This is a genomic window from Ruegeria sp. S84 (genome assembly GCF_056583445.1).
In genome coordinates this window covers 575519-597381 of record NZ_CM152618.1, presented here as the reverse complement: position 1 = coordinate 597381, position 21863 = coordinate 575519, and the positions used below count along the sequence as shown (strand labels likewise).

Sequence of the window (21863 nt, the reverse complement as noted above, 5' to 3'; positions counted from 1 at the left end):
GTTATTGAGCAGCTGCGGCGGTCAGTTTCGCCAAAGCGCCGCGCATCTTTTCGATGACGGGGGATTTCTCTACTTCGTCGAGCTCGTCCATCGTCTCTTTCGGATCTTCATAAGCCAGCCAGACCTGTCCATTTGCGTCTTCGTAGGCCTGCACCTTCAGCGGCAAGAACAGCCCCGCGCGCGGGTCGATCTGCATGGCGGGAGTGCCCAGAGCCGGGTTACCGAAAATCAGCACCTGATTGGCCGGGATCGGCGTTCCGACCTTTTCCGCCCCCGCCGCGTGATCCACGCGGGCAAACACGGTAGCGCCCGCATTGCCCACGGCGGCTTCCAGCGCGTCCAGCGCCTCGGCCACGGATTTGTTGGTTTCCACTTTGATGATGTCGTCAGCCATGGCGGACAGGGCGCCTCCGAATGTGAGAATTGAAGCCAAGAGAAGTTGTCGCATCTGGATAATCCTTTTCATAAATTTCACCCCTAATTTCCATGGCTTCGCGACAGATCACAATCACAAGTCTGGCATCGGCGGGGCTTTGCCGGTACAGGTGCCCCGAGCAAAGGAAAGCCCATGCTGAAAACCCGCATCATTCCCTGTTTGGATGTCGCCGATGGCCGTGTGGTCAAAGGTGTGAATTTCGTTGGCCTGCGCGATGCCGGTGACCCCGTGGAATCGGCCAAGGCATACGACGCCGCCGGAGCGGATGAGATCTGCTTTCTGGACATTCATGCGACGCATGAGAACCGCGGCACGATGTTCGATGTGGTCCAACGCACGGCAGAGCAGTGTTTTGTGCCTCTGACTGTAGGTGGTGGCGTGCGCACCAAAGATGACGTGCGGGCCCTGTTGCTGGCGGGGGCTGATAAGGTCAGCTTTAACTCGGCCGCCGTCGCGAATCCGGACGTCATCGCCGAAGCAGCGGATCAGTTCGGCAGCCAATGCATTGTCTGTGCCATTGACGCCAAGACCGTCAGCCCCGGCAAGTGGGAGATTTTCACCCATGGCGGACGCAAACCAACAGGCATCGACGCCGTTGAATTTGCCAAAACCGTCGTCGCCAAGGGCGCGGGGGAAATCCTGCTGACCTCGATGGATCGCGATGGCACCAAGGCCGGGTTCAACCTGCCCCTGACCCGAGCGATCAGTGACGCGGTGGAAGTGCCGGTCATCGCCAGCGGGGGCGTGGGCAATCTGGACCATCTTGTCGAAGGTGTGACCAAAGGTGGGGCCAGCGCGGTGCTTGCCGCCTCGATCTTCCATTTCGGCGAATACAGCATCCACGAGGCCAAAGAGCATATGGCCGCCGCTGGCATTCCGATGAGGCTGACATGAGTATTTTGCACGATCTGGCAGCTACGATTGAGGCCCGTAAAGGGGCAGATCCAGACAGCAGCTGGACCGCCAAGCTGTTGGCCAAAGGTCCCGAGAAATGTGCCGAGAAATTCGGCGAAGAAGCCATTGAAGCAATCATCGAAGCCGCCAAAGGGGACAGGGGAAAACTGACCTCCGAGGCGGCTGATGTGCTTTATCACCTGCTAGTGATGCTGGCTGCGCGCGATGTTGCGCTGGATGATGTGCTGGGCGAACTGGCCCGTCGACAGGGCACCAGCGGCATCACGGAAAAGGCATCCCGACCAAAAGACTAAGCGGGTTTCGTGCGATGACCCGGCCCGCTATACTGCGGCTTCGGGTGCATTGAGGCAAAGGACGCGCAGATGATCAGAGCTTTGGTGTTCGCGGCAGCGCTTGCCACCCTCGCCGCCTGTGCCACCCCTCCCCCGTCTTCCGGAGATGAGGTCCAGCGGCTGGCGGCTGAAATCCAAAGCCTCGGCCCCGATATCGACCCGGAAGAGGCCACCCGCGCCGCCCGCATCGCCTATGCCTATACTGCGCAACTGGCGCAGGAATACGAGATCACCGACCCTCCGCTTATCCATAACGCCAAGGTCAACAAGGGTCTGCGTCCGCGTGGTCTGTGCTGGCACTGGGCTGAAGATATTGAGCGGCGACTGGATCAGGAGCAGTTCCGCACTCTGGAAATGCACCGCGCCATCGCCAACGCGGATAACCCGTTCCGCATCGACCACAGTACCGCCATCATCAGCCGCAAGGGAGAGAGCATGTACGAAGGCGTCGTCTTGGATCCCTGGCGCTATGGCGGAGTGCTATTCTGGTCGCCCCTGGTTGAGGACACCCGTTACGAGTGGGTTCCACGCGAAGTGGTTCTGGAAAAGCGGCGACAGGAACAAGCATCCAGCCTGTGAGACTGAGCTTCTGCGGGCAGCGATCGAAGCGCCACAGCGACCCGACGAAAGCGTTACCCGTCGCGCCCAGGCTCGTTTGGATTGCTGGAAAACAGCGCGATTTTGTTGCCCTGAGGATCGCGCAGATAGCCGACATAGAAATTCGGACCATACGAGGCGCGAAAGCCCGGCTGGCCTTCGTCAGACCCGCCTGCGGCAAGCGCAGCGGCGTGAAGGTCGCGAACCTGCTGTTGGGTGCGCGCCTCAAACGCCACCATGGACCCGTTGCCAGCCGAAGCCGCGCCTCCATCAAAGGGTGATTTTACATAGAACTCGGGCTGAACCGGGGATTGCCCCGGCGGCACTGGCAGCGCATAGCTCAAGTCTCCGTGATACCGCTCCAACGCATAACCAAGGGCGGGCAGGAACGCCGAATAAAACCGCTCGGCACGCGTGATATCGTCAACACCAACAGTCACATAAGCAATCATTCCGCATGGTCCTGTCTTATTGGTTTGCTGAATGGGTATAGGTCAATTGGACCTCCCCCTCAACAAATGCACCATTTCTGTTCAATTCAGGCCGGGACGTAGACACAAACGTCAGGGCCGTCACAGCTTGGACGAAATCACTCCAGTCGCAAACCCACCCATACGCAGTTCGCCAAACAAGCGCTGATATTCGATCTTGGGGCAGCGGTTCATGACTACGTCGATATCGCGGGCCTGCGCTTTAGCAGCGGCCTCGGCATGTTCAACTCCGATCTGCATCCAGATGGTGCGCAAGTCGGGAAACGCATCCAGCGCCTCGTCGACAATGGGTGGCACGGCCTCGGAGCGGCGAAAGATGTCAACCATATCGACGGGCTCGGGAATATCGGACAGCGAAGCCTGCACCGTCTGGCCAAACAGCATCTTGCCTGCATGGCCCGGATTGACCGGAATCACCCGATATCCCTTGAGCGACAGATACCGCGCCACGTAATAGCTGGGCCGCACCGGGTTCATTGAAACCCCAACCACCGCAACCACTTTGGTGCGCCTAAGGATTTGGGTCAGAACATCGTCGGAGTAGTCATTCATGAGCACACCATAAGCAAGCGCATGCAAAGAAAAAAGCGCCCAGGAAACTCCTGAGCGCCAGTTGTTGGAACGAGGGACAGTGAAATGACCCGCGGCAGTTCCATTCCGCGGTCACTGTGACATTTAAGCATGAGTTTTCTAAAAAAAGAGGTCGCGCGCATTTTTGTGATGACACTTCACAAAAGGCGGAATGCCGCCGAATGAAACCGTGCGCATTTCCTTCGGCGATCATGGTCAGAACGGCTCGTTACATAAGCCGCGCGCCGATCTTAAGCCAAGAGCAATAGGCTTTATTGGTAAAGAACCGCAGGCCAATGCCCCTCGGCCTCGCGGATGTAATTGGTGACATCGCGTTCCCAGATACGTTCGATCGCTTCCGAGTGGGTCAGATATAACCGCCCATCCACAATCTGCCATGCCTTGGGATCGGTACTGCTTAGCAGACCTTTCGCCATCGCATAGGCGCAGTAACCACCAAACTGCGGGGCATAGGCGCGCGGATTGCGTTCAAATCGATCGCGATTTTCCTCTGACGCAAACCGCCAAATCGCACCCTTCCACATCAGCGCTATGTCGGGCTGACCCAACTCTGGTGCTCCAGCCTTGAAATAAGAAACCGCATCATAGCCTGAGACCGCCATCCCATCGTCCACGTAGAACATGGGCATTTCCTGCGCACCGACGACAGAGGCAAACGGGGTACAAGAGAGACTGATCAAGAAGGAACGTCGAGACAACATAGGTGATTCACTGGATTGCGGTTAGAGGGCTTCAAGATGCATATTTCAAACCGTATCTGAAACCCCCATGACGCCGATGTGAACGGGCGTGCGGTTGTTAATCGAAAACGTCTTCGATCACGTCCCAGGCTTCGTCCAACACCTTTGAGAACAGACCCCGCTTTTTCTTCTTTTTGTATTTTTTGTGCTTCTGTGCCGGCTGGTAACTTTTGATCGGCCGATCTGCCAGTTTGGCTTTTGGCACCATCTTGAGATTATGCAGGGGTGCGCCGCAGCTTGCGCAACTCAGCTCGTGCTGTTGCTTTCCCCGAAGAACCAATGCGGCACGGGTACCGCAATAGCAGCAGGTGGCAATTTTATGTGGAGTGGATATGGGGGCCTCCTGTCATCTGGGTTTGGATGCATATAGTGCGATAGCCGCGGCATTTGAGACGTTTAGAGAACCAAATCCCCCCGCCGCGTCAATTTTTACCAATTGATCGACGGTTTCTTTGGTTTTCTGCCGCAACCCGGGCCCCTCGGCCCCAAGCACCAGCGCCACCGGGCGATCACGCTTGTCACCCAGCGTGGCTTCTATCGTCTGTTCGGCCTCACCATCCAGACCCAGGACTAAATACCCCATGTTCTGCAGCTCGATGATCGTATCGGCCAAATTGCGCACGCGTAGATAGGGTTGTCGTTCCAACGCGCCGCTGGCAGTTTTTGCCAAAGCGCCGGTCTCGGGCGCTGAATGGTGGCGGGTGCCAATGACGGCGCTGGCGCCCAGCACTTCTGCCGAGCGTAGAATCGCCCCGACGTTATGTGGGTCTGTCACCCGGTCCAGCAGCAGCACACGTGGGTTTTCCTGCCCGATACAATTTTCGGCAAGCCCACCCCATTCCAGCGGCTTGACCTCAAGTGCCGCGCCCTGATGAACCGATCCCGGATCAATCGGTGCGGTGAATTTACGCGGATCAACCATCTCGGGTACAATCTCCGCAAATTCAATAGCTTCCAGCAGTTTGTCGCGGGCATTGCGCGTCACAATCAGGCGCAGCTTCTGCCGTTTCGGGTTCATCAGCGCGTCGCGTACAGCGTGTAAACCGAACAGCCAGACGGTTTCTGCCGCAGCCGCTTTGCGCGCCTGTTCCTTCTCAACGACCCACTTTGGTTTCTTCATGATACGGGCCTCCGGGCCGGGAATTCGGTTTCCTGCGTCAAAGCGGTATTTTCCTGTTGACGCCCTTTAGACGCGCTAGTAATCACGCCTCCACGTCAGGTGCAACGCCTGACAGTGGGCGACAGGCCGCAAGGTGTGGCAGGGGACTGTAACTCCCTCGCGGAGACGCACGCCTGGTTCGATTCCAGGGTCGCCCACCACTTACTCACCGAAAAAATTGAGCCATTCGTTCGGGCCGATATCTGGGTGATAGCAACGTTCGATGTCAACTTCCATGGTCCCGGCGCTATTGCGATACAGGTCCAAATGACAGCGACATCTCTTCGTTGTTGTCAAAGCGGTATGGCGCAACCAAGGTTTTCACCTGTGCTGGGTCGACGTCCTTCGGGGCATTTCGAGCCGATTCCCAAACCCGAAGAGCAGCATTTGGCGCGCGCGGGTCCCGATCGCTGTAAACAGGATGATCGGGCGCAAAATAGGCCATGTTTCCGGAAATCCAATTGTCAGCAACAATTGCATTTTCGGGCGCTGTTTGCGCGATTATCTCAGAGGTCAAAGTAGCGAAAGGGGCCGCGCGTTTGGCATCCCCTGCCAGATTGTGATGCAGCATCGCCAGTCCAATAAACACCGCCAGAACGGCGCTGACCTGGGCAAATCGCCTTACGCCTTTACGACCTGCACTCGGTAACAACCACAAACACAGCACGGGGCCGGCATAAATCAATATCGGTTGCAGCCAGCGATCCTTTACGTTGGTGCTTCCGCTCACAAGCACTACAGCCGCCATAAGTAACAACGCCCAGACCAGAGTACGCGTCATCAATCGCCTCAGATCATCGCCTTTGGCGGCCACCCCTTGTCTGAGGTAGACCAACCAGAGAACACCCAGGACGATTAGCAAGAGCGATACAAACCCAGCCGACGCCAAGGCCAACTCAACCAAGCCTTGCAGCGCGATCAATGTGGTTGGGCCATCGCTGCTCATGTCCAACTTGCGCGCGCTTGCAAATGCGTGTTCGGGATTGTTCAGAACCCATAGCATCGGTGGTGTGACAAGCAATGCGGCGACACCCAACGAAAGCAGCAGTCGAGGCGACCAGAGAGGCTTGCGCGTCTCAGATGCACTGAAAGCCGCCAGCAACATGGCCAGCAGCGCGATCGCATAGTTGTATTTTGACAAACTTCCCATTGCCACGACTACGCCCAGCAAGACGAATCCCCAAGTCGTCGGTTTGCGAATTAGCCCCCAAATCACCGCGAAGGTCAGAACCGAGCAGAGATTGGCCAGAACGGTATGCGTCAGCGCGCGTTGCGCCTCCCAACTAAACTGATAGAGCATCAGAAGTGACAGGACCGACAGCCCTGCCCACAGTGGCGCATGACGGGTTCGTATGGTCAGGTACAGCGCGACAACCGTCGCCAGCAGCATCCCGTTCTTCAGCAGTGACAGCCCTAATATGCCGGGACCGGTTATCTGAAAGATGCCCCATTGCAGCCAGGCATAAAGTGGCAGTTGCGGGCCGTAGCCCCATTCCAGGCGGCGCGCATCAAGAAGTATCTCAGCCTCATCCAGACCAAGCGCGCCGCCGGTTGCAACTCGCAATACGACATGAAGCAGAAAGTAAGCCGTGACTATGCTTAACCAGAAGCAATCTGTCGACATCAACCCATCGAGACGGGATTGCTTCGCTGCCGGGTCATCGACCCCGCAAGCGGCTTCCAGAGATCGCTCATCTGAGACGCACTGATCTTCGATCATGGATAAGCCCATTTCGTCGGCACTCGCCCAGGATATCTGGCCGCCGGATTGCAACTTTGACCGAAGCTAGACCCGATGTGTGGGCTCAAGTCCACCATTTTTGCGGCAGTTGGGCGCGTGAAACAATGCGCGCAGCTCAGCAGATGGATGCCTGGGCTTCAGCCGCCAGATGCCGCGGCGGGTTGAACGTCAGTTTGGGATATTTTGTCAAACCACTCAGTCAGGCTGCTGACATCGGGGCCAAGCGCCTCGGCTATGCCGCCGGCGAATTCCTGAAACTTTTCAATGTTCAACTGATTGACGCCCACCAAGACGGGAATTTCACGTTCAAGAGCGTCGGCGATAATCGGGCGAAAGCCCCGCCCGTCCGCCTCGTGCTTTCCGAACTTGTTGATGATCAGCAATTGAGGGCCATCCTCAAGCGACCGCGTCACGAGGCCGACGGCCCGTTCCAATTCAGCCGGATCCAGACGGCAACCCCGAGCGTTCTTGCCAAGGGATTGTGAGATGCGAATGGTTTCCCCGGTCGGAATGACTTTCAGATCCATATCGCATTTATATCCGTCGGCACATTCGGTGTTGGTCTGCACAACCCCGGCAATCGGTGTTCCGGCCTGCACAAGACCATCCGCAAATTCGCTAAGCAGGCGATCGGTTGCGCCGCGATCGGTTGTCGTAACATAGGCCAGATGCATTTTTGGACCTCAAAGTTCAATTGGTGACGTTTCAGATAGCACGCGTCGGCTTGTCCGACCACCTTCATCCATCAAGGCAGTGGAGAAAGCCCGATCACCGATGCGTGCAGGTGGAGGAGAACCGCGTAAGAAGCCAAAGCAGTCAACCAGACCCAAAGGCTGGGCCAAGGGCGAGGCGCGCGGAGTGACAGGCGCGCGGTATTGCGGGAAAGGCGTACCCATTCCGTCCCCAAATTGCGCGCGGTGCGGTGATCAATGAGCGCCATGCCCATCACCGCAAAGCCAGCAAACAAGCCGAACAAGATGACATGAGACAGGCTTCCATTGGCCAACAGATGTGCCAAAGCCCATAGCATCAACGCCACAAGTATCGGATGACGCGTCGTGCGCAGGATTCCAGGGTTTTCGGGATCGAACGGACGGTGCCCCAGCCCTCCGAATGAGAACGGGTTCCGGATCGACAGGCCCGCAATGGCCAACCAGCAGACTATAGGCATGACCAGCAAAGGCACCCAGCGAAAGATTGGAAGCGGCGGGATCACTTCGACATAGGGTGCATTTGCGGCGGCGATGATCAACCAGGCCAAAACTGCTAGAGAAATCATTGAATAGCTGGCGAAATATGCGCGCTTTCCCATCGTACCGATCAGCCAGCCGCGCACTGCGGGGCGTGCTGGAATCATGTGGCTGAGAAGGAATGTGGCAAGTGCAGCAAGGAAAAGGCCCCAACCGGTCATCGTAATCTCCGAACGTGTTGCGCCCGGTTTAGGCCGTGACAGCGCGCTGGTCTTTGTCCGAAATCAAGTGAAGGCAAAGGGGCGGTTACCCGCCCCTGCCATGTCTTACAGGCCCAGTGCCTTTCGGCGTTCCTCGGCAAAACCCTGCACCATACGATCAGCGATCAGTGCCAAAATTGCCATGGCGGCACCGGCCGAGATGCCAAGCCCCACATCCGCCTGCCCCAGCGCCAGATAAATCGACTGGCCCAGACCGGTTGTCCCGATCAGTGCCGCTATCACCAGCATGGCGAAGGCATAGAGGATGGTCTGGTTCAGCCCCAGTAGGATGGTCGGTGCGGCATAGGGCGCGCGGACGTCGCGCATGATCTGCCACTCGGTCGCGCCGCTGGAGATTGCGGCTTCCATCATTTCCTCGGGTGTGTTGACCAGCCCGTGTCGCGTGTAGCGGATCATCGGGACGATGGCGTAGGCGCAGATCGCTAGGAAGGCCGAGAACTCACCGATCTGAAACACCATCAGAACTGGGATCAGGAACACAAACAGTGGGATCGTCTGCAGCATATCACAGATCGGGCGAACCACTTTCCAGACCGGCCCCCAAACTGCACTGGCAAGACCGATCATCCCTCCGACCACTGCGCAGGAAAACACTGCGGCACCGCTGAGGTAGAGCGACAGGAGTGCCCGCTCCCACAGGCCTGAAACGAGGATGGTACACAGCAGCCCAACCGACAGCGCCGCAAGACGCCAGCCACCCGCGACCCAACCCAGCGCAGCCGCGCCGGTCAGGACAAACGGCCAAGGCAGGTTTGATATGCCGGTTTCCAGCATGCCGATCAGGATAAGAACAATCAGACCGCCGGTCAGATGCCCGCGCCATGCCATCAGCAGAGCGATAGCCGCACCGGCGGCGAACAGACTCCAGCTCATGCTCGGGGTCCACTGGAACCCCCAGGTGAACGGTAGTACAGCCTGGTCCAGACCGATCCGCAAGGGCAACAACACATAGAACAGAGAGTTGTTCTTGAGTGCGTCCAGCCAAGGCCCGTTAGCCTGCGTAAATGAGGTCAGGCCGGTGTCAATCGCCTCGGCCATCGGGTCCAGAACTGTAAGGCCAGACGGGTTCGGCAACCGGGACCAGAAGGCAGCGGTAAATAGCACTGCAAAGCCCAGCATCGCCCAGACAACGCGGCTGTCATATCGCTTGCGCTCGGTCGCCAAAGTGCCGCTCATCCTGTCGATGATCACTGCGAAGACAACGATGACCAGACCGGCCATGAGGGATTCACCGAACTGCGCCTTGCGCATGGTCAAAAGGACTTCCCAGCCGATGTCGTTGAAGCCGCCGATGACCGCAGCGATGATCACCATCGACAGGGCGGCCATCAGGCATTGGTTCACACCAACCATGATCTGAGTCGTGGCAGCAGGAATTTCGACCTGAAATAGCTGCTGCCAGCGCGTCCCGCCGGACATGATCGCAGCTTCTTTGATTTCGGGCTCTACCCGTTCCAGCCCCAGCATAACGTTGCGAGCCATAGGTGGCGCGGCGTAGATGGCCGAGGCGATCAGGCCAACCACCGGACCAAAGCCAAACAGAAGCAGCAGCGGCGTCAGATAGGCAAAGGTCGGCACCGTTTGCATGATGTCCAGTACTGCCTGAACAAAGGCCTTCACACGTGGCACTTCATTGGCAAGAATACCGATGGCCCCGCCCATAATCAGCGCCACGGGGACAGACACGGCGACAAGGGCCAGCGTATTCATGCTCTCGGCCCAATAGCCTGAAGCCAGAACGAAGCTTAGGCCAAAGAGCCCCAGCGCCGCCATCGGCAGACCGCCCAGATACCAACCCAGCGCAGTGACGACCCCAATCAAGATCGGCCAGGGCGTGCTGCCAAGCACGTAGTTTGCAGCATTCATCGGATAAGTCATCAGGTCCGAAAACAACCGCATCGCCGGTTTAACGCCATTCAGAAACCAGTCGAGAAACGCACCAACCCATTGCGTTGCAGGCAGTTCCCATTCTTTGGGCCATGTGACCAGCCATGGGGCGACGCCTTCCAGCGCAAGGCAAACCGCGCCAACGACAAGGGTAATCAGCGCGGCCTGCGCCCCAGCCGTCAGGCGGGCCTGCCGCGCGGGGATATCCGTCAAAGCGGTCATGCTTCATCCACCTGCAAAGCTGCGGCGAGATCGGACGGATGAACCGTACCGACAATATTGCCGTCTGCATCGCGGACGGGCACGGGTTCATACAGCTCCATGCAATGTGCGAGCGCCGCGTCGAGCGTCATGGATGTGGTCAGGCCCGGATCATCCGGCCCACGCTCAGCATCATCACGCATGACCGAAGCAACCTTAGCATGCTGGCCTTTGGCCACGTCCTTAGAAAATTCGCGCACGTAGTCGTCTACCGGACGCAGCACGATATCCGTCGGCGTGCCGATCTGAACGATCTTGCCATCGCGCATGATGGCGATGCGGTCGGCCAGTTTCAGCGCCTCTTGAATGTCGTGAGTGATAAAGACGATGGATTTCTTCAACGTCGCCTGGATGCGTAGGAATTCATCCTGCAGCTGGCGGCGGATCAAAGGATCAAGAGCCGAGAACGGCTCGTCCAGAAACCAGATATCGGGATTCACCGCAAGGCTGCGCGCGATCCCTACGCGTTGGCGTTGACCACCCGAAAGCTGCCGGGGAAAGCTATCTTCGCGGCCTTCCAAGCCGACCAGCGAGATTACTTCCTGCGCACGCGCCAAACGTTCCTTTTTACCGACGCCTTGCACACGCAGCGGATAAGCCACGTTTTCGGCCACGGTCATATGAGGGAACAGGCCAAAATGCTGGAAAACCATGCCCAGCTTCTTGCGCCTTAGTTCAGTCAGGGTCTTCTTCGATGCACCGATGACATTCTCGCCATCCACACGGATCTCGCCGCCCGTACCGGGCAGAAGTTGCGAAATGCAACGAATCAGCGTCGATTTGCCCGAGCCGGACAGGCCCATGATGACAAAAAGCTCGCCTTCTTTGACCTCGAAATTGGCATCCTGAACAGCGGGGATAAACCCCTGTTCGCGCAAATCGGCGGCGGCTTTGTCAGCGTCACTCCCTGACCGAGACAGCGCGTCGGTCAGAGCTTTGTCGGCACCTTGGCCAAACACCTGCCAGAGATTCTGGCAGGCGATGGCTGGCGTATTCGCTTCAGTCACTTAAGCGGACTCACTGCGTTGCCGCGTCAACGACGGGGCGCCATTTGTCTTCATTCTCGGCCATCCATGCCGCGACGACTTCTTCGACCGCACCACCATCTACGTCGATCGCCCCCATCATTGGCTGCTGGTCTTCGACCGAAAGCTGATAGTTAGTCAGGATTTCATAGGCAGCGGGCCACTTGTCTGCCATGCCGCTCCAACCGGCCTTGAAGATACGTGACGGCGAGAAATCGCAATCATTCACTGCGTTGGGGTTCGGGCCCCAAGACGGATCGTTAAAGCACGCCTCTTCGCCTGCAGGCAGTTCGACAAACTGTACGTCATATGCCGACATCGCCCAATGTGGCTGCCAGAAGGTGATCAGCAACGGCGACTTGCGCTCGGTCGAGGCGCGCAATTCGGCGATCAAAGCGCCCTCGGAACCCGCGGGGACCGCTTTGAACGGCAATTCAAGACCGGTCATACGATCCGCGCCGGGCGTACCCCAATCCGCTGGGTAATCGACCAGACGGCCACCGGGCAGAGTTTCAGCCGTAGCAAAAACTTGCGCACACTCTTTCAGCGCTTCCCACGCAGGCAGGCCCGGGCAGAGCTCCGCCACATGTGCCGGGTAGGCAATGCCTTCCTTGGCATCAAGCCCCAGATCGCCGATTTCAACAACGGTGCCTTCGTCGATCTTCTTGGCATATTCGTCGGACACGTTGGACGACCAGATTTCCAATGTCGCGTCAATGTCCCCATCGGCCAACGCCTGGAACTGATTCATCATCCCGGCGGTCACGTATTCTACATTATAACCGGCGGCCTTCAGCATCTCACCTGCCACATGGGTGGTCACATGTTGACCGGTCCATTCGTTGATCGCCAGCTTGATCGGTTCATCGACCGCGCCCATATCTGCGGCATGGGCCGCCCCGGCCACTGCGATAGCCAAAAAGCTTACGCTTAGCTTTTTCATAACAACAACTCCCTGTTTTTTACGTTTGCCCCATGGCGATATCGAGCCCGCCCAGGATCATTTGTGGTCACAGCACATTTCGCAACATGCACAAGTTTAGCCGAAAAAGGAAAGGGAACAGTTGTTCCGGGTCCGACGCGCTTCATCTAGCGTTAAACCACGACCCGTCCCTGCTGCTCCACTCGGCAATACACACACTTAACACCGTCAGTTCGGAACCGTCAAAGATATTGATTGACTAGTCAATATAAAACACGCGCTTCATCTCAAGATCTGATTTGCCTTGTCAAATCTTCTTAATAAGGCAGCATCTGGATAAGGGAGGGTCTGGGAGATGCGTCACTTTGAAAAGATCTACCAGATATCGGCTGATCGCCACGGCGGCCCCGCCGAACTGGAAAGCAAGCTAATCAAGCCTAAACCGATCGCCGAATTGGTGGCGATGTCAGATGATCGCTGGTTATCGATTATTACGAAAACCGTGTTCCAGGCAGGGTTTAACTGGAAAGTGATCGAATCGAAGTGGGACGGATTCGAAACGGCATTTGACGGCTTCGACATTGGACGCTGCGCATTCATGGATGACGAGAAATTCGACGCACTGCTGCAGGACACCCGCATTGTCCGCAACGGAACTAAGATTGCCACAGTGCGCGACAATGCCGCGTTTCTGCTGGAACTCCGCGCGGAAGGTGGCGTCGGGCAAATTCTGGGCGGGTGGCCATCACAGGATTATGTCGGCTTGCTACAGATGCTCGCCAAGCGCGGATCGCGGCTTGGCGGTGCTTCGGCGCAGTATGCTATGCGATTTGCCGGTCGGGACAGCTTTATTCTGTCCCAAGATGTAACAGCTCGTCTGATCGCTGAGGGCGTTATCGACAAACCTGCAACCTCCAAAAAAGCAATGGCCGCGGTGCAGGCCGCGTTCAATACATGGATGGGACAATCCGGGCGATCGCTGACGGAAATCAGCCGGGTTCTGGCGATGAGCCTTTGAAAACGACTTGCAGCGCCGAGCTGCCGCATTAGGCTCAATGCCATGATCCGCCCCCTGTTGATTTCATTGCTGTTTCTATTTGTAGCCTGTGGTCGACCTCTAACCGATCACGAGCGCGCATTTGTCAGTAAAATCCACGGAGACACATTGAATCTGGATCGTGTGCGATTGGTAGAGGGTGCCCCCGTCGCAGCGGTTACATTTACCCGCAAAGCCCGCGCTCGGGTTGCCTGCCGTGAACGAATCTTACCACCTGTCAAAGAGGAAACCGTGACCGGCAAACCCGCGGGCGTTGCGCTGTTCAATCATATATTCTTCACGAAGGACTGGTATCTGGACGACTACATGAGCCAGTACCCCGATCAGGTGAACCTGATCGGGGCAATGTTGCTTGCGCATGAATTAACCCATGTCTGGCAGTGGCAAAATCGCAAGACAACTGGTTATCACCCGTTCCGCGCTGCGGCAGAGCATGGCCGGAAGGACGATCCTTACCTGTTCGACCTTGATACTTCGCCCGATTTTCTGGCCTATGGCTACGAACAGCAGGGCGCCATCGTCGAGGAATATGTTTGCTGCCGGGCGCTCGACCCCGACGCACCTCGAACCAAGCGTCTGCACGATATGCTAAGCGCCCAATTCGAAGTCTCGAAATTGCCCGGTAGCAGGCGCGAAAGCTCCGTCCTGATACCCTGGGCGGGCGCAGAGATTAATGGTATCTGTCGCTGAGCTTGTTAGTTTACTTGCAGGGTCTTCAGGTAAGCCACTAGATCCACGATTGGCTTGCTGGTCAGGATTGGCTGCCCTTCCGGCGTTTTGATCGCGGTGTCGTTACCTTCGAAATAGGGGCCATAAACCGGCATCGGGCTGCCATGGCTGACCAACGGTTCGCGCCCGTCAATCCGCGCTACGACGCGCGCTGTCGGAAATATACCATTTGCATCGGCCAGCGTTCTCAGGTTTGTCGGCTGGATCACCAGCACCCCGGCCATTGGCCCATGCCCCGTTGCATCCAGTCCATGACAGGTAGCGCAATAGTGCTGATACAGCTCGGCCCCGGTCTCCACGTCCTGAGCTGAAGAGGCCTGTGGTATCATGGTAAGTACAGTCAGCGCGCCCGCGCCAAGTATTGATCGGATCATCACTTTTCTCCCTCCTGCCTTGCAATTCGAGACTTGCCGGGAGGTCGCGCTGACGCAATGATCCAGATCAACGAAATAGGCGCAGGGACAAAAGGCAATGACACAATACGCAGCCATCATGCTGGCCGCCGGAATCGGCGTTCCCATCCTCGCCGCGCTGAACGCCGCATTAGGCAAGTTGATCGGCTCACCCAATGCGGCCGCCGTCATCCTGTTCGCGATCGCCTTTGTCGCTTCAGCGCTGGCGCTGTTGGTACTCGGTGGATCCGATGCCTTTGCCAAACTCACCCAAGCCCCCAAACATCTGCTGCTGGGCGGCGTATTAATCGCCTTCTATGTGCTATCAATCACCCATGTGGCCCCACATTTTGGCGTGGGCAATGCGGTGTTTTTCGTCTTACTCGGCCAGTTGATCAGCACAGCCGCAATTGACCATTTTGGCTTGTTCGGCGCGCAGGTTACGCCGCTGACATTAATGCGGGCCGGAGGCATTACGGTGATGGCAATCGGGGTCGCAATCACTCAGCTGGCCTGAGCACGCCGCCCTCCAGCCGCAACATCCGGTCCATCCGCGCCGCCAGATCAAGGTTATGCGTCGCGATCAGCGCCGAAAGCCCCTCATCCCGCACCAGCGCCATAAGGGCCGCGAACACCTGATCCGAGGTATCGGGGTCCAGATTGCCGGTCGGCTCATCCGCCAGCAGCACACGTGGCTGATTTGCCAGCGCCCGGCAGAAGGCCACGCGCTGTTGCTCTCCGCCCGACAAGGCTGCTGGCCGGTGATCTGCGCGCGGAGCGACGCCAACGCGATCAAGCAACTGCATCGCACGGGCTTGCGCTACTTTCTCGGAAGCACCGTTTGCCAGTTGCGGCAACACGATGTTCTCCAGCGCCGTAAACTCAGGCAACAGATGGTGGAACTGATAGACGAAGCCAACATCGCGCCGACGGATCGCTGTGCGCGTGCGATCCCCTTTGCCCGTCGCGCCCTGCCCCGCGACTTCGACTTCGCCTGTATCCGGGGTATCCAGCAGGCCCGCGATATGCAGTAGGGTCGACTTGCCCGCCCCGGATGGCGCAACCAGTGCCACAGCCTCACCCGCGCGCAGCTCCAGATCGGCACCGCGCAGAACCTGCACCTCTCCTGGGGTGCCTTGCAGATAGGTCTTGGTCAGACCGCTGAGCCTCAAAGTCACATCACTCATAGCGCAGCGCCTCAACCGGGTTCAGCCGCGCTGCGCGACGAGCCGGGAAATAGGTGACAAGGAAAGACAGGCCAAGTGACAGCCCTATCGCTTTCATGACGTCAGACAGGTGCAATTCGGCGGGCAATGCGTAGATGCCGCGAATGGACGGGTCCCAGACGCCGCCACCCATGACGTAGTTCACGAAGGAAAAAATCGGATCGATATAGATAGCGAAGAGGCAGCCCAGTACGACGCCCATCGCTGTTCCGATGATTCCCGTAAAGGCCCCGCAAATGAAGAACACCCGCAGCACTGATCCTTCGCTGAGCCCGATGGTGCGTAAGATACCGATGTCGCGCCCTTTGTTCTTCACCAGCATGATCAACCCCGAGACGATGTTCATTGCTGCAATCAGCACGAGGATCGACAGGATGATGAACATCACATTGTCTTCGACCTCCAGCGCCCGCAGGAATCCTCCAGAGGCATCCTGCCAAGTCCATATCTGGCTGCGCTCACCTGCGGCCTCAAGTATCGGAATCAGGATCGGGGTCAGCTCTTCGGGGCGCTCGACCATCACTTCGATCTCGTCCGCCACGCCTTCACGGTTGAAGAAGCTTTGCGCCTCGGCAAACGGCATGTAGACGCGCGTGCGGTCGATGTCATAGCGCCCGGCAGAAAAGACATAGACCACCTCATAAGCGTTCACGCGGGGAGATGTGCCAAATGCGGTTTTGACACCGTTGGGCGAGGTCAGTTTGACCCGATCCCCCACCGTCGCCCCGATGGCCCGCGCCACGCCCGAGCCGATGGCGATGCCGTCCGGGAACCGGGACAGGTCACCATAGGCCTCTTCGCTTTCTGCAATACCGGGCAACTCGGCCAGATCGTCGGGACGAATGCCAAAGACCTGCACGCCTGAACTGCGGTCCGCATTGGTGATCAGCACCTGCCCTTTGACAAGCGGTGCTGCCCGTTCGACCCCCGGCACCTGCGCGATCCGCTCGGCCATTTCATCGAATTCCGTGATGGTGCGGTCTAGCCGCCCCTGCGCATCGATTTCTCCGGCGGAATACACCGTGACATGTGCGTTGGCCCCAAGAATAGTGCCCACGAATTCTGACCGGAATCCGGACCGAACAGCCAGCGTCGCGATCAGAGCGAACACAGCGAGCGTAATCCCGATCAGCGAGATCCAGGTCATCACGCTAACGCCCCCTTCGGCCCTACGGGCACGGAGGTATCGCCAGGCGATTTTCCATTCGAAAGGGGCAAAGGGCGGGGGAGATTTGGCCATTTCTGCCTCGGGTTCAGATTTTTCGCGACCCTTTCGACATTTCGCCGGATGGTCAAGCCAGTTATCGTGCGGACACCGGTTCGGCGTTACTGCGCCCGATAAAGGGGCGAAAAGAACAGTTTGAAACGAATCATTTGCCCCAAGCGCCAAATCATCACCGGCAACGCGAGAAATCACTGGCCGCAAATTATACCAATGGTTGTGAACCCCTTCACAGACAAGGGCTTATTGTTTCAGTTATGAAGTCAATGTGAGATATCAGCACCCGACTGAGTCACAATCGCAACATTCAGGTGCGAAATATTGTTTCACAAATTGATTAGTGTGAGAAACTTTGTCACCCTACTTGTGTGGGGGACACATTTTAAGAGTTTAAGGGCGGAGGCACGCTCATGGGTATTCAAGAACATATGGAAGGCACGGGCCCGATTACTGCCCGTTCAGCAGCAACAGAACTGGATTGCGAAAGCGCCGCATTGTTGCGGGCAGCGATCAGGCCAGTTTTCACAAGCGCAGCAAGCTGGGCCGGTTTGGCCGACATACTGCGGGACAAAGGCTATCGCCTTGCTTTCCGGCAGGGGCGGCTGTGCATCACGGATCGCGCCACTGACGAACGCGTCTGTGGATTGCGGTTTCTGGGCTTCGAACTGGCGGAACTTGTACGCCGCTTTGGTCGCCCGATCGTGGTCGCACGCGGCAGCGAAGCGGACGGCGATTTCCTGACCGCACGTCCGACCTCAGCTTCCTGAGCTAAACCGCCGAAGGTTGCACCGCCTTGTTCAGGCGATGCCCTCATAGATTTCTGCGATCTTGGTGACGGCCGCTTCGGGGCTGAGTTCCTCACTTTCGCCGGTACGGCGGCTGGTGAGTTCGACCACACCGTTCTTCAGACCACGCGGGCCCACTGTGATGCGCCACGGCAGACCGATCAGGTCCATGGTGGCAAACTTGCCCCCTGCCCGTTCATTCCGATCATCATAAAGCGGCTCAAGCCCCAACGCAGTCAACGCGCTGTAGAGTTTATCGCACGCCGCGTCCGCCTCTTCATCACCTTGCTTCAAGTTCACAATGCCGCAATGGAATGGAGTCACGCCTTCGGGCCAAATGATGCCCTTATCGTCATGGCTGGCTTCGATGATCGCACCGATCAGGCGGCTAACGCCGATGCCGTGGCTGCCCATATGCACCGGAACCGGCTTGCCATCGGGGCCTTGCACAGTCGCTCCAAGAGCTTCGGAATACTGGGTGCCAAAATAAAAGATCTGCCCCACTTCGATACCACGCGCCACGCGGCGGCGGTTTTCGGGGATTTGGTCAAACAGGGCTTCGTCGTGGGTTTCGTCCGTGCGGGCGTATTTAGAAGTGAACTCTTCGAGGATCGCCTGACACTGTTCGCGGTTGTCATAGTCGATCTCACGATCGCCGAAAGTCAGATCGGTGACCGCGCTGTCATAAAAGACCTCGGATTCGCCAGTATCGGCCAGTACGAGGAACTCATGCGTGTAGTCACCGCCGATAGGTCCAGAATCAGCACGCATCGGGATGGCTTGCAGACCCATCCGCTCATAAGTACGCAGATAACTGACCAAGTGGCGGTTATAGGCGTGCAGCGCGTCTTCTTTGGTCAGATCGAAATTGTATCCGTCCTTCATGTAGAACTCGCGCCCCCGCATCACGCCGAAACGTGGGCGGATTTCATCGCGGAACTTCCACTGAATCTGATAGAGCGTCAGCGGCAGGTCTTTGTAGCTGCTCACGTGGCCGCGGAAGATGTCGGTCACCAGTTCCTCGGCGGTCGGCGTGTACAGCATATCGCGACCGTGGCGGTCCTGCATCCGCAGCATTTCCTGGCCATAATCGTCAAAACGACCGGATTCGCGCCACAGGTCGGCTGATTGCAGAATCGGCATCTGGATAGCGATGTGCCCAGCCCGCGCCTGCTCTTCATGCACAATGTTCTCCAGCTTGCGCAGAACTTTGAAGCCCAATGGCAACCAGGAATAAATCCCGGCGGCGGCCTGTTTGATCATCCCGGCACGCAGCATCAGCCGGTGGCTGACGATCTGAGCCTCCGAGGGGTTTTCCTTGAGAACGGGCAGAAAGTAACGGCTGAGGCGCATAACGTAACCTTACGGGTGAGAATTTCGCTGCAAGGTGATTATTCCAAAGCCTAGCCGGGGGCAATCGCACATCGGTGTTTTGCGACCCATGCGCAGTCGGTTTTTTGATTGACCGCAACGCCGGGGTTTTCAATGTTGGCGCAAACGTTCAACCGCGAGGCAGCAATGCAAACAATCACCGAACCCGCCCGCCAGATCCCCGTTGTTCACCAGACCGACGTATTGGTTGTCGGCTCGGGCCCCGCTGGATTGTCAGCAGCGCTGGCTGCCGCACGCGCCGGGGCTGAAGTTTCCTTGATGGACAGGTTCGGCTGTATGGGCGGCAATATCACGGCCGTTGGCGTTGAAGGCTTTGCCTGGTATCGCCACGAACAAACTGTCGAGGCCGGAGGCATCGGCATGGAATTCGAAACCCACGCCAAGGAGATGGGTGCCGCCGTACCCGAGAGCCAATCGCTCAGCTACGAACTCGACAGCGAGGGCTTCAAGCTGGTGGCCGACAAGCTGGTTGAAGAGGCTGGCGTCCATCCGATGTTGCACCGGCAATTCGTCGCCCCGATCATGGAGGGGGATCGCATCACTGGGGTGATTACCGAATCCAAAGCGGGGCGTGAGGCGATCTTGGCCAAGGTTGTCATCGACGCCACAGGGGATGCAGATGTAGCGCATCGCGCGGGCGCCCCGACGCACAAGACGCCGCGTGAGGACATGATGGCAGCCTCGGTCATGTTCCATCTGGCCGGTGTCGACAAACGGGCCTTTATTGAAGGTGTCAAAGCCGACCCGCAGACCTATAAAGACTGGGGTGGCGGTGGCGAATGGAATATCGAAACCTCGGGCAAAGAGGACGACATGTTCTCGCCCTTCGTCAAGAAACCCTTCCAGCAGGCGATTGATGAGGGCCTGATACCGGCTCATTTGAACACGATCGCGGGGACCTGGGGGGCGATGCACGATACCGGAGAACTGACCTATATGAACCTGATTCATATGGACCAGATCGATGGAACCGACCCCGACAGCCTGACCTTTGGTGAAATCGAAGGCCGCCGACAGGCAATGCTGGCCATTGATGCCCTTCGCCGTTTCATGCCGGGGTGCGAAAACGCACGTCTACGCAATTTCGGCATGACCATAGGCATTCGGGATACGCGCAAGATCGATGCTGTCTACAACATGACCGAAAATGACGCGCGTCATCAGGGCCGGTTCGAGGATTCCATCGGTATCTACCCTGAATTCATCGATGGCTACGGCATTCTGATCTTGCCGACCACGGGGCGATATATGCAGATTCCGTATCGCTCGATGCTGCCCAAAGGGATCAAGGGCCTGTTGGTTGCGGGCCGGTCCCATGGCGCGGATCGGGTCGCTCACGCCGCGACGCGCAACATGTCCTGCTGCGCGGTGATGGGTCAGGGCGCAGGGATCGCTGCGGCGTTATCCTTGAAAAGCAATCAAGATCTCGACAGCATGAACCTTGTTCCTGTGCATCAGGAACTGGAACGACAAGGCGTGAGAATTAACTGATGGAGCGTATTCCAACCATAGATATCAGCCCGCTGACTGATCCTTCTGGTCCGTTGTATCAGGCAACGGTCGCGCAGATCATGGATGCCTGCACCAGCATCGGGTTTCTATCGATCACAGGGACAGGCATCGCGCCTGAGCACATCGAGCAGGTGCGCGAGTGTGTCAGTGCGATCTTTGATATCGACGAGGCCCGAAAATGGGATCAGGCCATCACCCGGGATAACTATCGCGGATACATTCCGATGGGGTTCTTCACGCCCAATGACGGCTCGGGCGCGGCGGATAAGTACGAAGGGTACAAGCTGCATTTCGAAGCAGCCGAAGATGCGCCGATCCGGGTTGAATGCGCACTTTACGGCCCGAATATCTGGCCCCGAGAAGTGCCCCAGGCCCGCGCGGTAATACTGGATTACTGGCTACAGCTTGATGGCGTGACAGATCTTTTGCTGGGTGCATTGGAAGTGGGGTTAAAAATCCCGCCCAACACACTACGCGACGCCTTCCGCGACCCGATGACCAACATGACCCTGCTACACTATCCGCCACAATCCCCGGATGAGCTTGGCTATGGAATTCATCCGCATAAGGACACCGACGCGCTGACAATAATCGCTCCCGATCCGGTCGGAGGACTTGAGGTGCAGACCCGCACCGGCGGCTGGATCACACCGGACTGCCCGCCCGGCGGCTTCGTGGTCAATATCGGCGACATGCTGGAACTGTGGTCGGGCGGGCGGTTGAAATCGACCCCGCATCGCGTGGTTAATCGATCCGGGCGTGAACGCTATTCCTTCCCTTATTTCGCCGTTCCGCGCCACGATGTGGTGGTTGCGCCACTGCTGCCTGCCCTGCCCGGCTTTGATCGCCCGAAGGTACATTGCGGACACTGGTCGGCGGAAATCTGGCGCACCAACTGGCCTGATGAAATGGCCACAGGTGAGACACCGGAACTGGGTACTCTGACAGACTAGGGTATAAAAATCGCGCGCCATGAACCG

25 protein-coding genes and 1 tRNA gene are annotated in these 21863 nt (G+C 57.8%); 10 read left to right on the top strand and 16 right to left on the bottom strand.

Annotation, left to right across the window (positions count from 1 at the left end):
• Position 1: 1 nt before the first annotated feature.
• Positions 2–448: a DUF302 domain-containing protein gene (locus AC1DFB_RS03085; protein ID WP_480439179.1), complete on the bottom strand. Its 447-nt coding sequence runs from the start codon at positions 446–448 to the stop codon at positions 2–4.
• A 120-nt stretch (positions 449–568) separates the two neighbouring features.
• Between AC1DFB_RS03085 and hisF the strand changes: the two genes are divergently transcribed.
• The 3 genes from hisF (at position 569) to AC1DFB_RS03070 (ending at position 2262) form a co-directional block, all read left to right on the top strand.
• Positions 569–1330 (top strand): imidazole glycerol phosphate synthase subunit HisF, encoded by a 762-nt coding sequence (gene hisF / locus AC1DFB_RS03080; protein ID WP_170563816.1) that lies wholly within the window; start codon positions 569–571, stop codon positions 1328–1330.
• Positions 1327–1644, top strand: a complete 318-nt coding sequence (locus tag AC1DFB_RS03075; protein WP_170392083.1) for a phosphoribosyl-ATP diphosphatase — start codon at positions 1327–1329, stop codon at positions 1642–1644. Before hisF ends, AC1DFB_RS03075 begins: the two co-directional genes overlap by 4 nt.
• Before the next feature lie 69 nt (positions 1645–1713).
• Complete coding sequence (locus tag AC1DFB_RS03070) at positions 1714–2262, top strand: hypothetical protein (RefSeq protein WP_170661969.1); 549 nt, start codon at positions 1714–1716, stop codon at positions 2260–2262.
• 53 nt (positions 2263–2315) lie between these two features.
• Here AC1DFB_RS03070 and AC1DFB_RS03065 read toward each other — a convergent pair whose 3' ends face one another.
• The 5 genes from AC1DFB_RS03065 to rlmB all read right to left on the bottom strand — a co-directional run bounded on the left by AC1DFB_RS03065 (position 2316) and on the right by rlmB (position 5222).
• Complete coding sequence (locus AC1DFB_RS03065) at positions 2316–2732, bottom strand: VOC family protein (RefSeq protein ID WP_170392087.1); 417 nt, start codon at positions 2730–2732, stop codon at positions 2316–2318.
• A gap of 120 nt (positions 2733–2852) precedes the next feature.
• A complete protein-coding gene (locus AC1DFB_RS03060) occupies positions 2853–3323 on the bottom strand; it encodes a CoA-binding protein (protein ID WP_170392089.1) in 471 nt (156 codons plus the stop codon).
• Between the two features lie 290 nt (positions 3324–3613).
• Positions 3614–3985, bottom strand: a complete 372-nt coding sequence (locus AC1DFB_RS03055; RefSeq protein ID WP_170735482.1) for a YHS domain-containing (seleno)protein — start codon at positions 3983–3985, stop codon at positions 3614–3616.
• Positions 3986–4160: 175 nt separating this feature from the next.
• A complete protein-coding gene (locus AC1DFB_RS03050) occupies positions 4161–4436 on the bottom strand; it encodes a hypothetical protein (RefSeq protein WP_255612144.1) in 276 nt (91 codons plus the stop codon).
• Between the two features lie 12 nt (positions 4437–4448).
• Positions 4449–5222 (bottom strand): 23S rRNA (guanosine(2251)-2'-O)-methyltransferase RlmB, encoded by a 774-nt coding sequence (rlmB, locus tag AC1DFB_RS03045; protein ID WP_170392093.1) that lies wholly within the window; start codon positions 5220–5222, stop codon positions 4449–4451.
• 116 nt (positions 5223–5338) lie between these two features.
• Here rlmB and AC1DFB_RS03040 point away from each other — a divergent pair.
• A tRNA-Tyr gene (locus tag AC1DFB_RS03040) sits at positions 5339–5422 on the top strand.
• Positions 5423–5508: 86 nt separating this feature from the next.
• Here the strand turns inward: AC1DFB_RS03040 and AC1DFB_RS03035 are convergent.
• The 6 genes from AC1DFB_RS03035 to AC1DFB_RS03010 all read right to left on the bottom strand — a co-directional run bounded on the left by AC1DFB_RS03035 (position 5509) and on the right by AC1DFB_RS03010 (position 12589).
• Positions 5509–6981 (bottom strand): glycosyltransferase family 39 protein, encoded by a 1473-nt coding sequence (locus AC1DFB_RS03035; protein WP_170732931.1) that lies wholly within the window; start codon positions 6979–6981, stop codon positions 5509–5511.
• 158 nt (positions 6982–7139) lie between these two features.
• Entirely contained in the window at positions 7140–7676 is a 537-nt protein-coding gene (locus AC1DFB_RS03030; protein ID WP_170732932.1) for a DUF2478 domain-containing protein, read from the bottom strand.
• Positions 7677–7747: 71 nt separating this feature from the next.
• Complete coding sequence (locus AC1DFB_RS03025) at positions 7748–8413, bottom strand: NnrU family protein (RefSeq protein WP_480922102.1); 666 nt, start codon at positions 8411–8413, stop codon at positions 7748–7750.
• A gap of 105 nt (positions 8414–8518) precedes the next feature.
• Positions 8519–10582 carry an ABC transporter permease gene (locus tag AC1DFB_RS03020; protein WP_480922101.1) on the bottom strand — a complete coding sequence of 688 codons (2064 nt, stop codon included), beginning with the start codon at positions 10580–10582 and terminating at the stop codon, positions 8519–8521.
• On the bottom strand, positions 10579–11628 hold the full coding sequence (locus tag AC1DFB_RS03015) for a betaine/proline/choline family ABC transporter ATP-binding protein (protein ID WP_170392104.1): 1050 nt from the start codon (positions 11626–11628) through the stop codon (positions 10579–10581). The genes AC1DFB_RS03020 and AC1DFB_RS03015 overlap by 4 nt, the downstream gene beginning before the upstream one ends.
• A 10-nt stretch (positions 11629–11638) precedes the next feature.
• Positions 11639–12589 carry an ABC transporter substrate-binding protein gene (locus AC1DFB_RS03010; protein WP_170392106.1) on the bottom strand — a complete coding sequence of 317 codons (951 nt, stop codon included), beginning with the start codon at positions 12587–12589 and terminating at the stop codon, positions 11639–11641.
• 334 nt (positions 12590–12923) lie between these two features.
• On the opposite strand from AC1DFB_RS03010, the gene AC1DFB_RS03005 reads away from it, so the two are divergent.
• Together AC1DFB_RS03005 and AC1DFB_RS03000 are read left to right on the top strand one after the other, a co-directional pair.
• On the top strand, positions 12924–13586 hold the full coding sequence (locus tag AC1DFB_RS03005; protein ID WP_480922100.1) for a DNA-3-methyladenine glycosylase I: 663 nt from the start codon (positions 12924–12926) through the stop codon (positions 13584–13586).
• A 42-nt stretch (positions 13587–13628) separates the two neighbouring features.
• Complete coding sequence (locus AC1DFB_RS03000; RefSeq protein ID WP_480922099.1) at positions 13629–14315, top strand: hypothetical protein; 687 nt, start codon at positions 13629–13631, stop codon at positions 14313–14315.
• 5 nt (positions 14316–14320) lie between these two features.
• Here AC1DFB_RS03000 and AC1DFB_RS02995 read toward each other — a convergent pair whose 3' ends face one another.
• Positions 14321–14728: a c-type cytochrome gene (locus AC1DFB_RS02995; protein WP_480922098.1), complete on the bottom strand. Its 408-nt coding sequence runs from the start codon at positions 14726–14728 to the stop codon at positions 14321–14323.
• Positions 14729–14825: 97 nt separating this feature from the next.
• Between AC1DFB_RS02995 and AC1DFB_RS02990 the strand changes: the two genes are divergently transcribed.
• Positions 14826–15263: a DMT family transporter gene (locus AC1DFB_RS02990; protein WP_170401478.1), complete on the top strand. Its 438-nt coding sequence runs from the start codon at positions 14826–14828 to the stop codon at positions 15261–15263.
• Here AC1DFB_RS02990 and AC1DFB_RS02985 read toward each other — a convergent pair.
• Both AC1DFB_RS02985 and AC1DFB_RS02980 read right to left on the bottom strand, forming a co-directional pair.
• Positions 15247–15933 carry an ABC transporter ATP-binding protein gene (locus AC1DFB_RS02985; protein ID WP_170594719.1) on the bottom strand — a complete coding sequence of 229 codons (687 nt, stop codon included), beginning with the start codon at positions 15931–15933 and terminating at the stop codon, positions 15247–15249. The two genes, AC1DFB_RS02990 and AC1DFB_RS02985, sit on opposite strands and share 17 nt — an antisense overlap.
• Positions 15926–17212, bottom strand: a complete 1287-nt coding sequence (locus tag AC1DFB_RS02980; protein ID WP_170401484.1) for a lipoprotein-releasing ABC transporter permease subunit — start codon at positions 17210–17212, stop codon at positions 15926–15928. The genes AC1DFB_RS02985 and AC1DFB_RS02980 overlap by 8 nt, the downstream gene beginning before the upstream one ends.
• 392 nt (positions 17213–17604) lie before the next feature.
• Here AC1DFB_RS02980 and AC1DFB_RS02975 point away from each other — a divergent pair, with 392 nt between their 5' ends.
• Positions 17605–17961, top strand: coding sequence for a hypothetical protein (locus tag AC1DFB_RS02975; protein WP_170401488.1), 357 nt, complete (start codon positions 17605–17607; stop codon positions 17959–17961).
• 30 nt (positions 17962–17991) lie between these two features.
• Here AC1DFB_RS02975 and proS read toward each other — a convergent pair whose 3' ends face one another.
• Entirely contained in the window at positions 17992–19332 is a 1341-nt protein-coding gene (gene proS, locus AC1DFB_RS02970) for a proline--tRNA ligase (RefSeq protein ID WP_480922097.1), read from the bottom strand.
• Positions 19333–19497: 165 nt separating this feature from the next.
• Here proS and AC1DFB_RS02965 point away from each other — a divergent pair, with 165 nt between their 5' ends.
• Both AC1DFB_RS02965 and AC1DFB_RS02960 read left to right on the top strand, forming a co-directional pair.
• On the top strand, positions 19498–20862 hold the full coding sequence (locus AC1DFB_RS02965; protein WP_480922583.1) for an FAD-dependent oxidoreductase: 1365 nt from the start codon (positions 19498–19500) through the stop codon (positions 20860–20862).
• Positions 20862–21836 (top strand): isopenicillin N synthase family dioxygenase, encoded by a 975-nt coding sequence (locus AC1DFB_RS02960; protein WP_480922096.1) that lies wholly within the window; start codon positions 20862–20864, stop codon positions 21834–21836. Before AC1DFB_RS02965 ends, AC1DFB_RS02960 begins: the two co-directional genes overlap by 1 nt.
• The last annotated feature ends 27 nt before the right edge of the window (positions 21837–21863 follow it).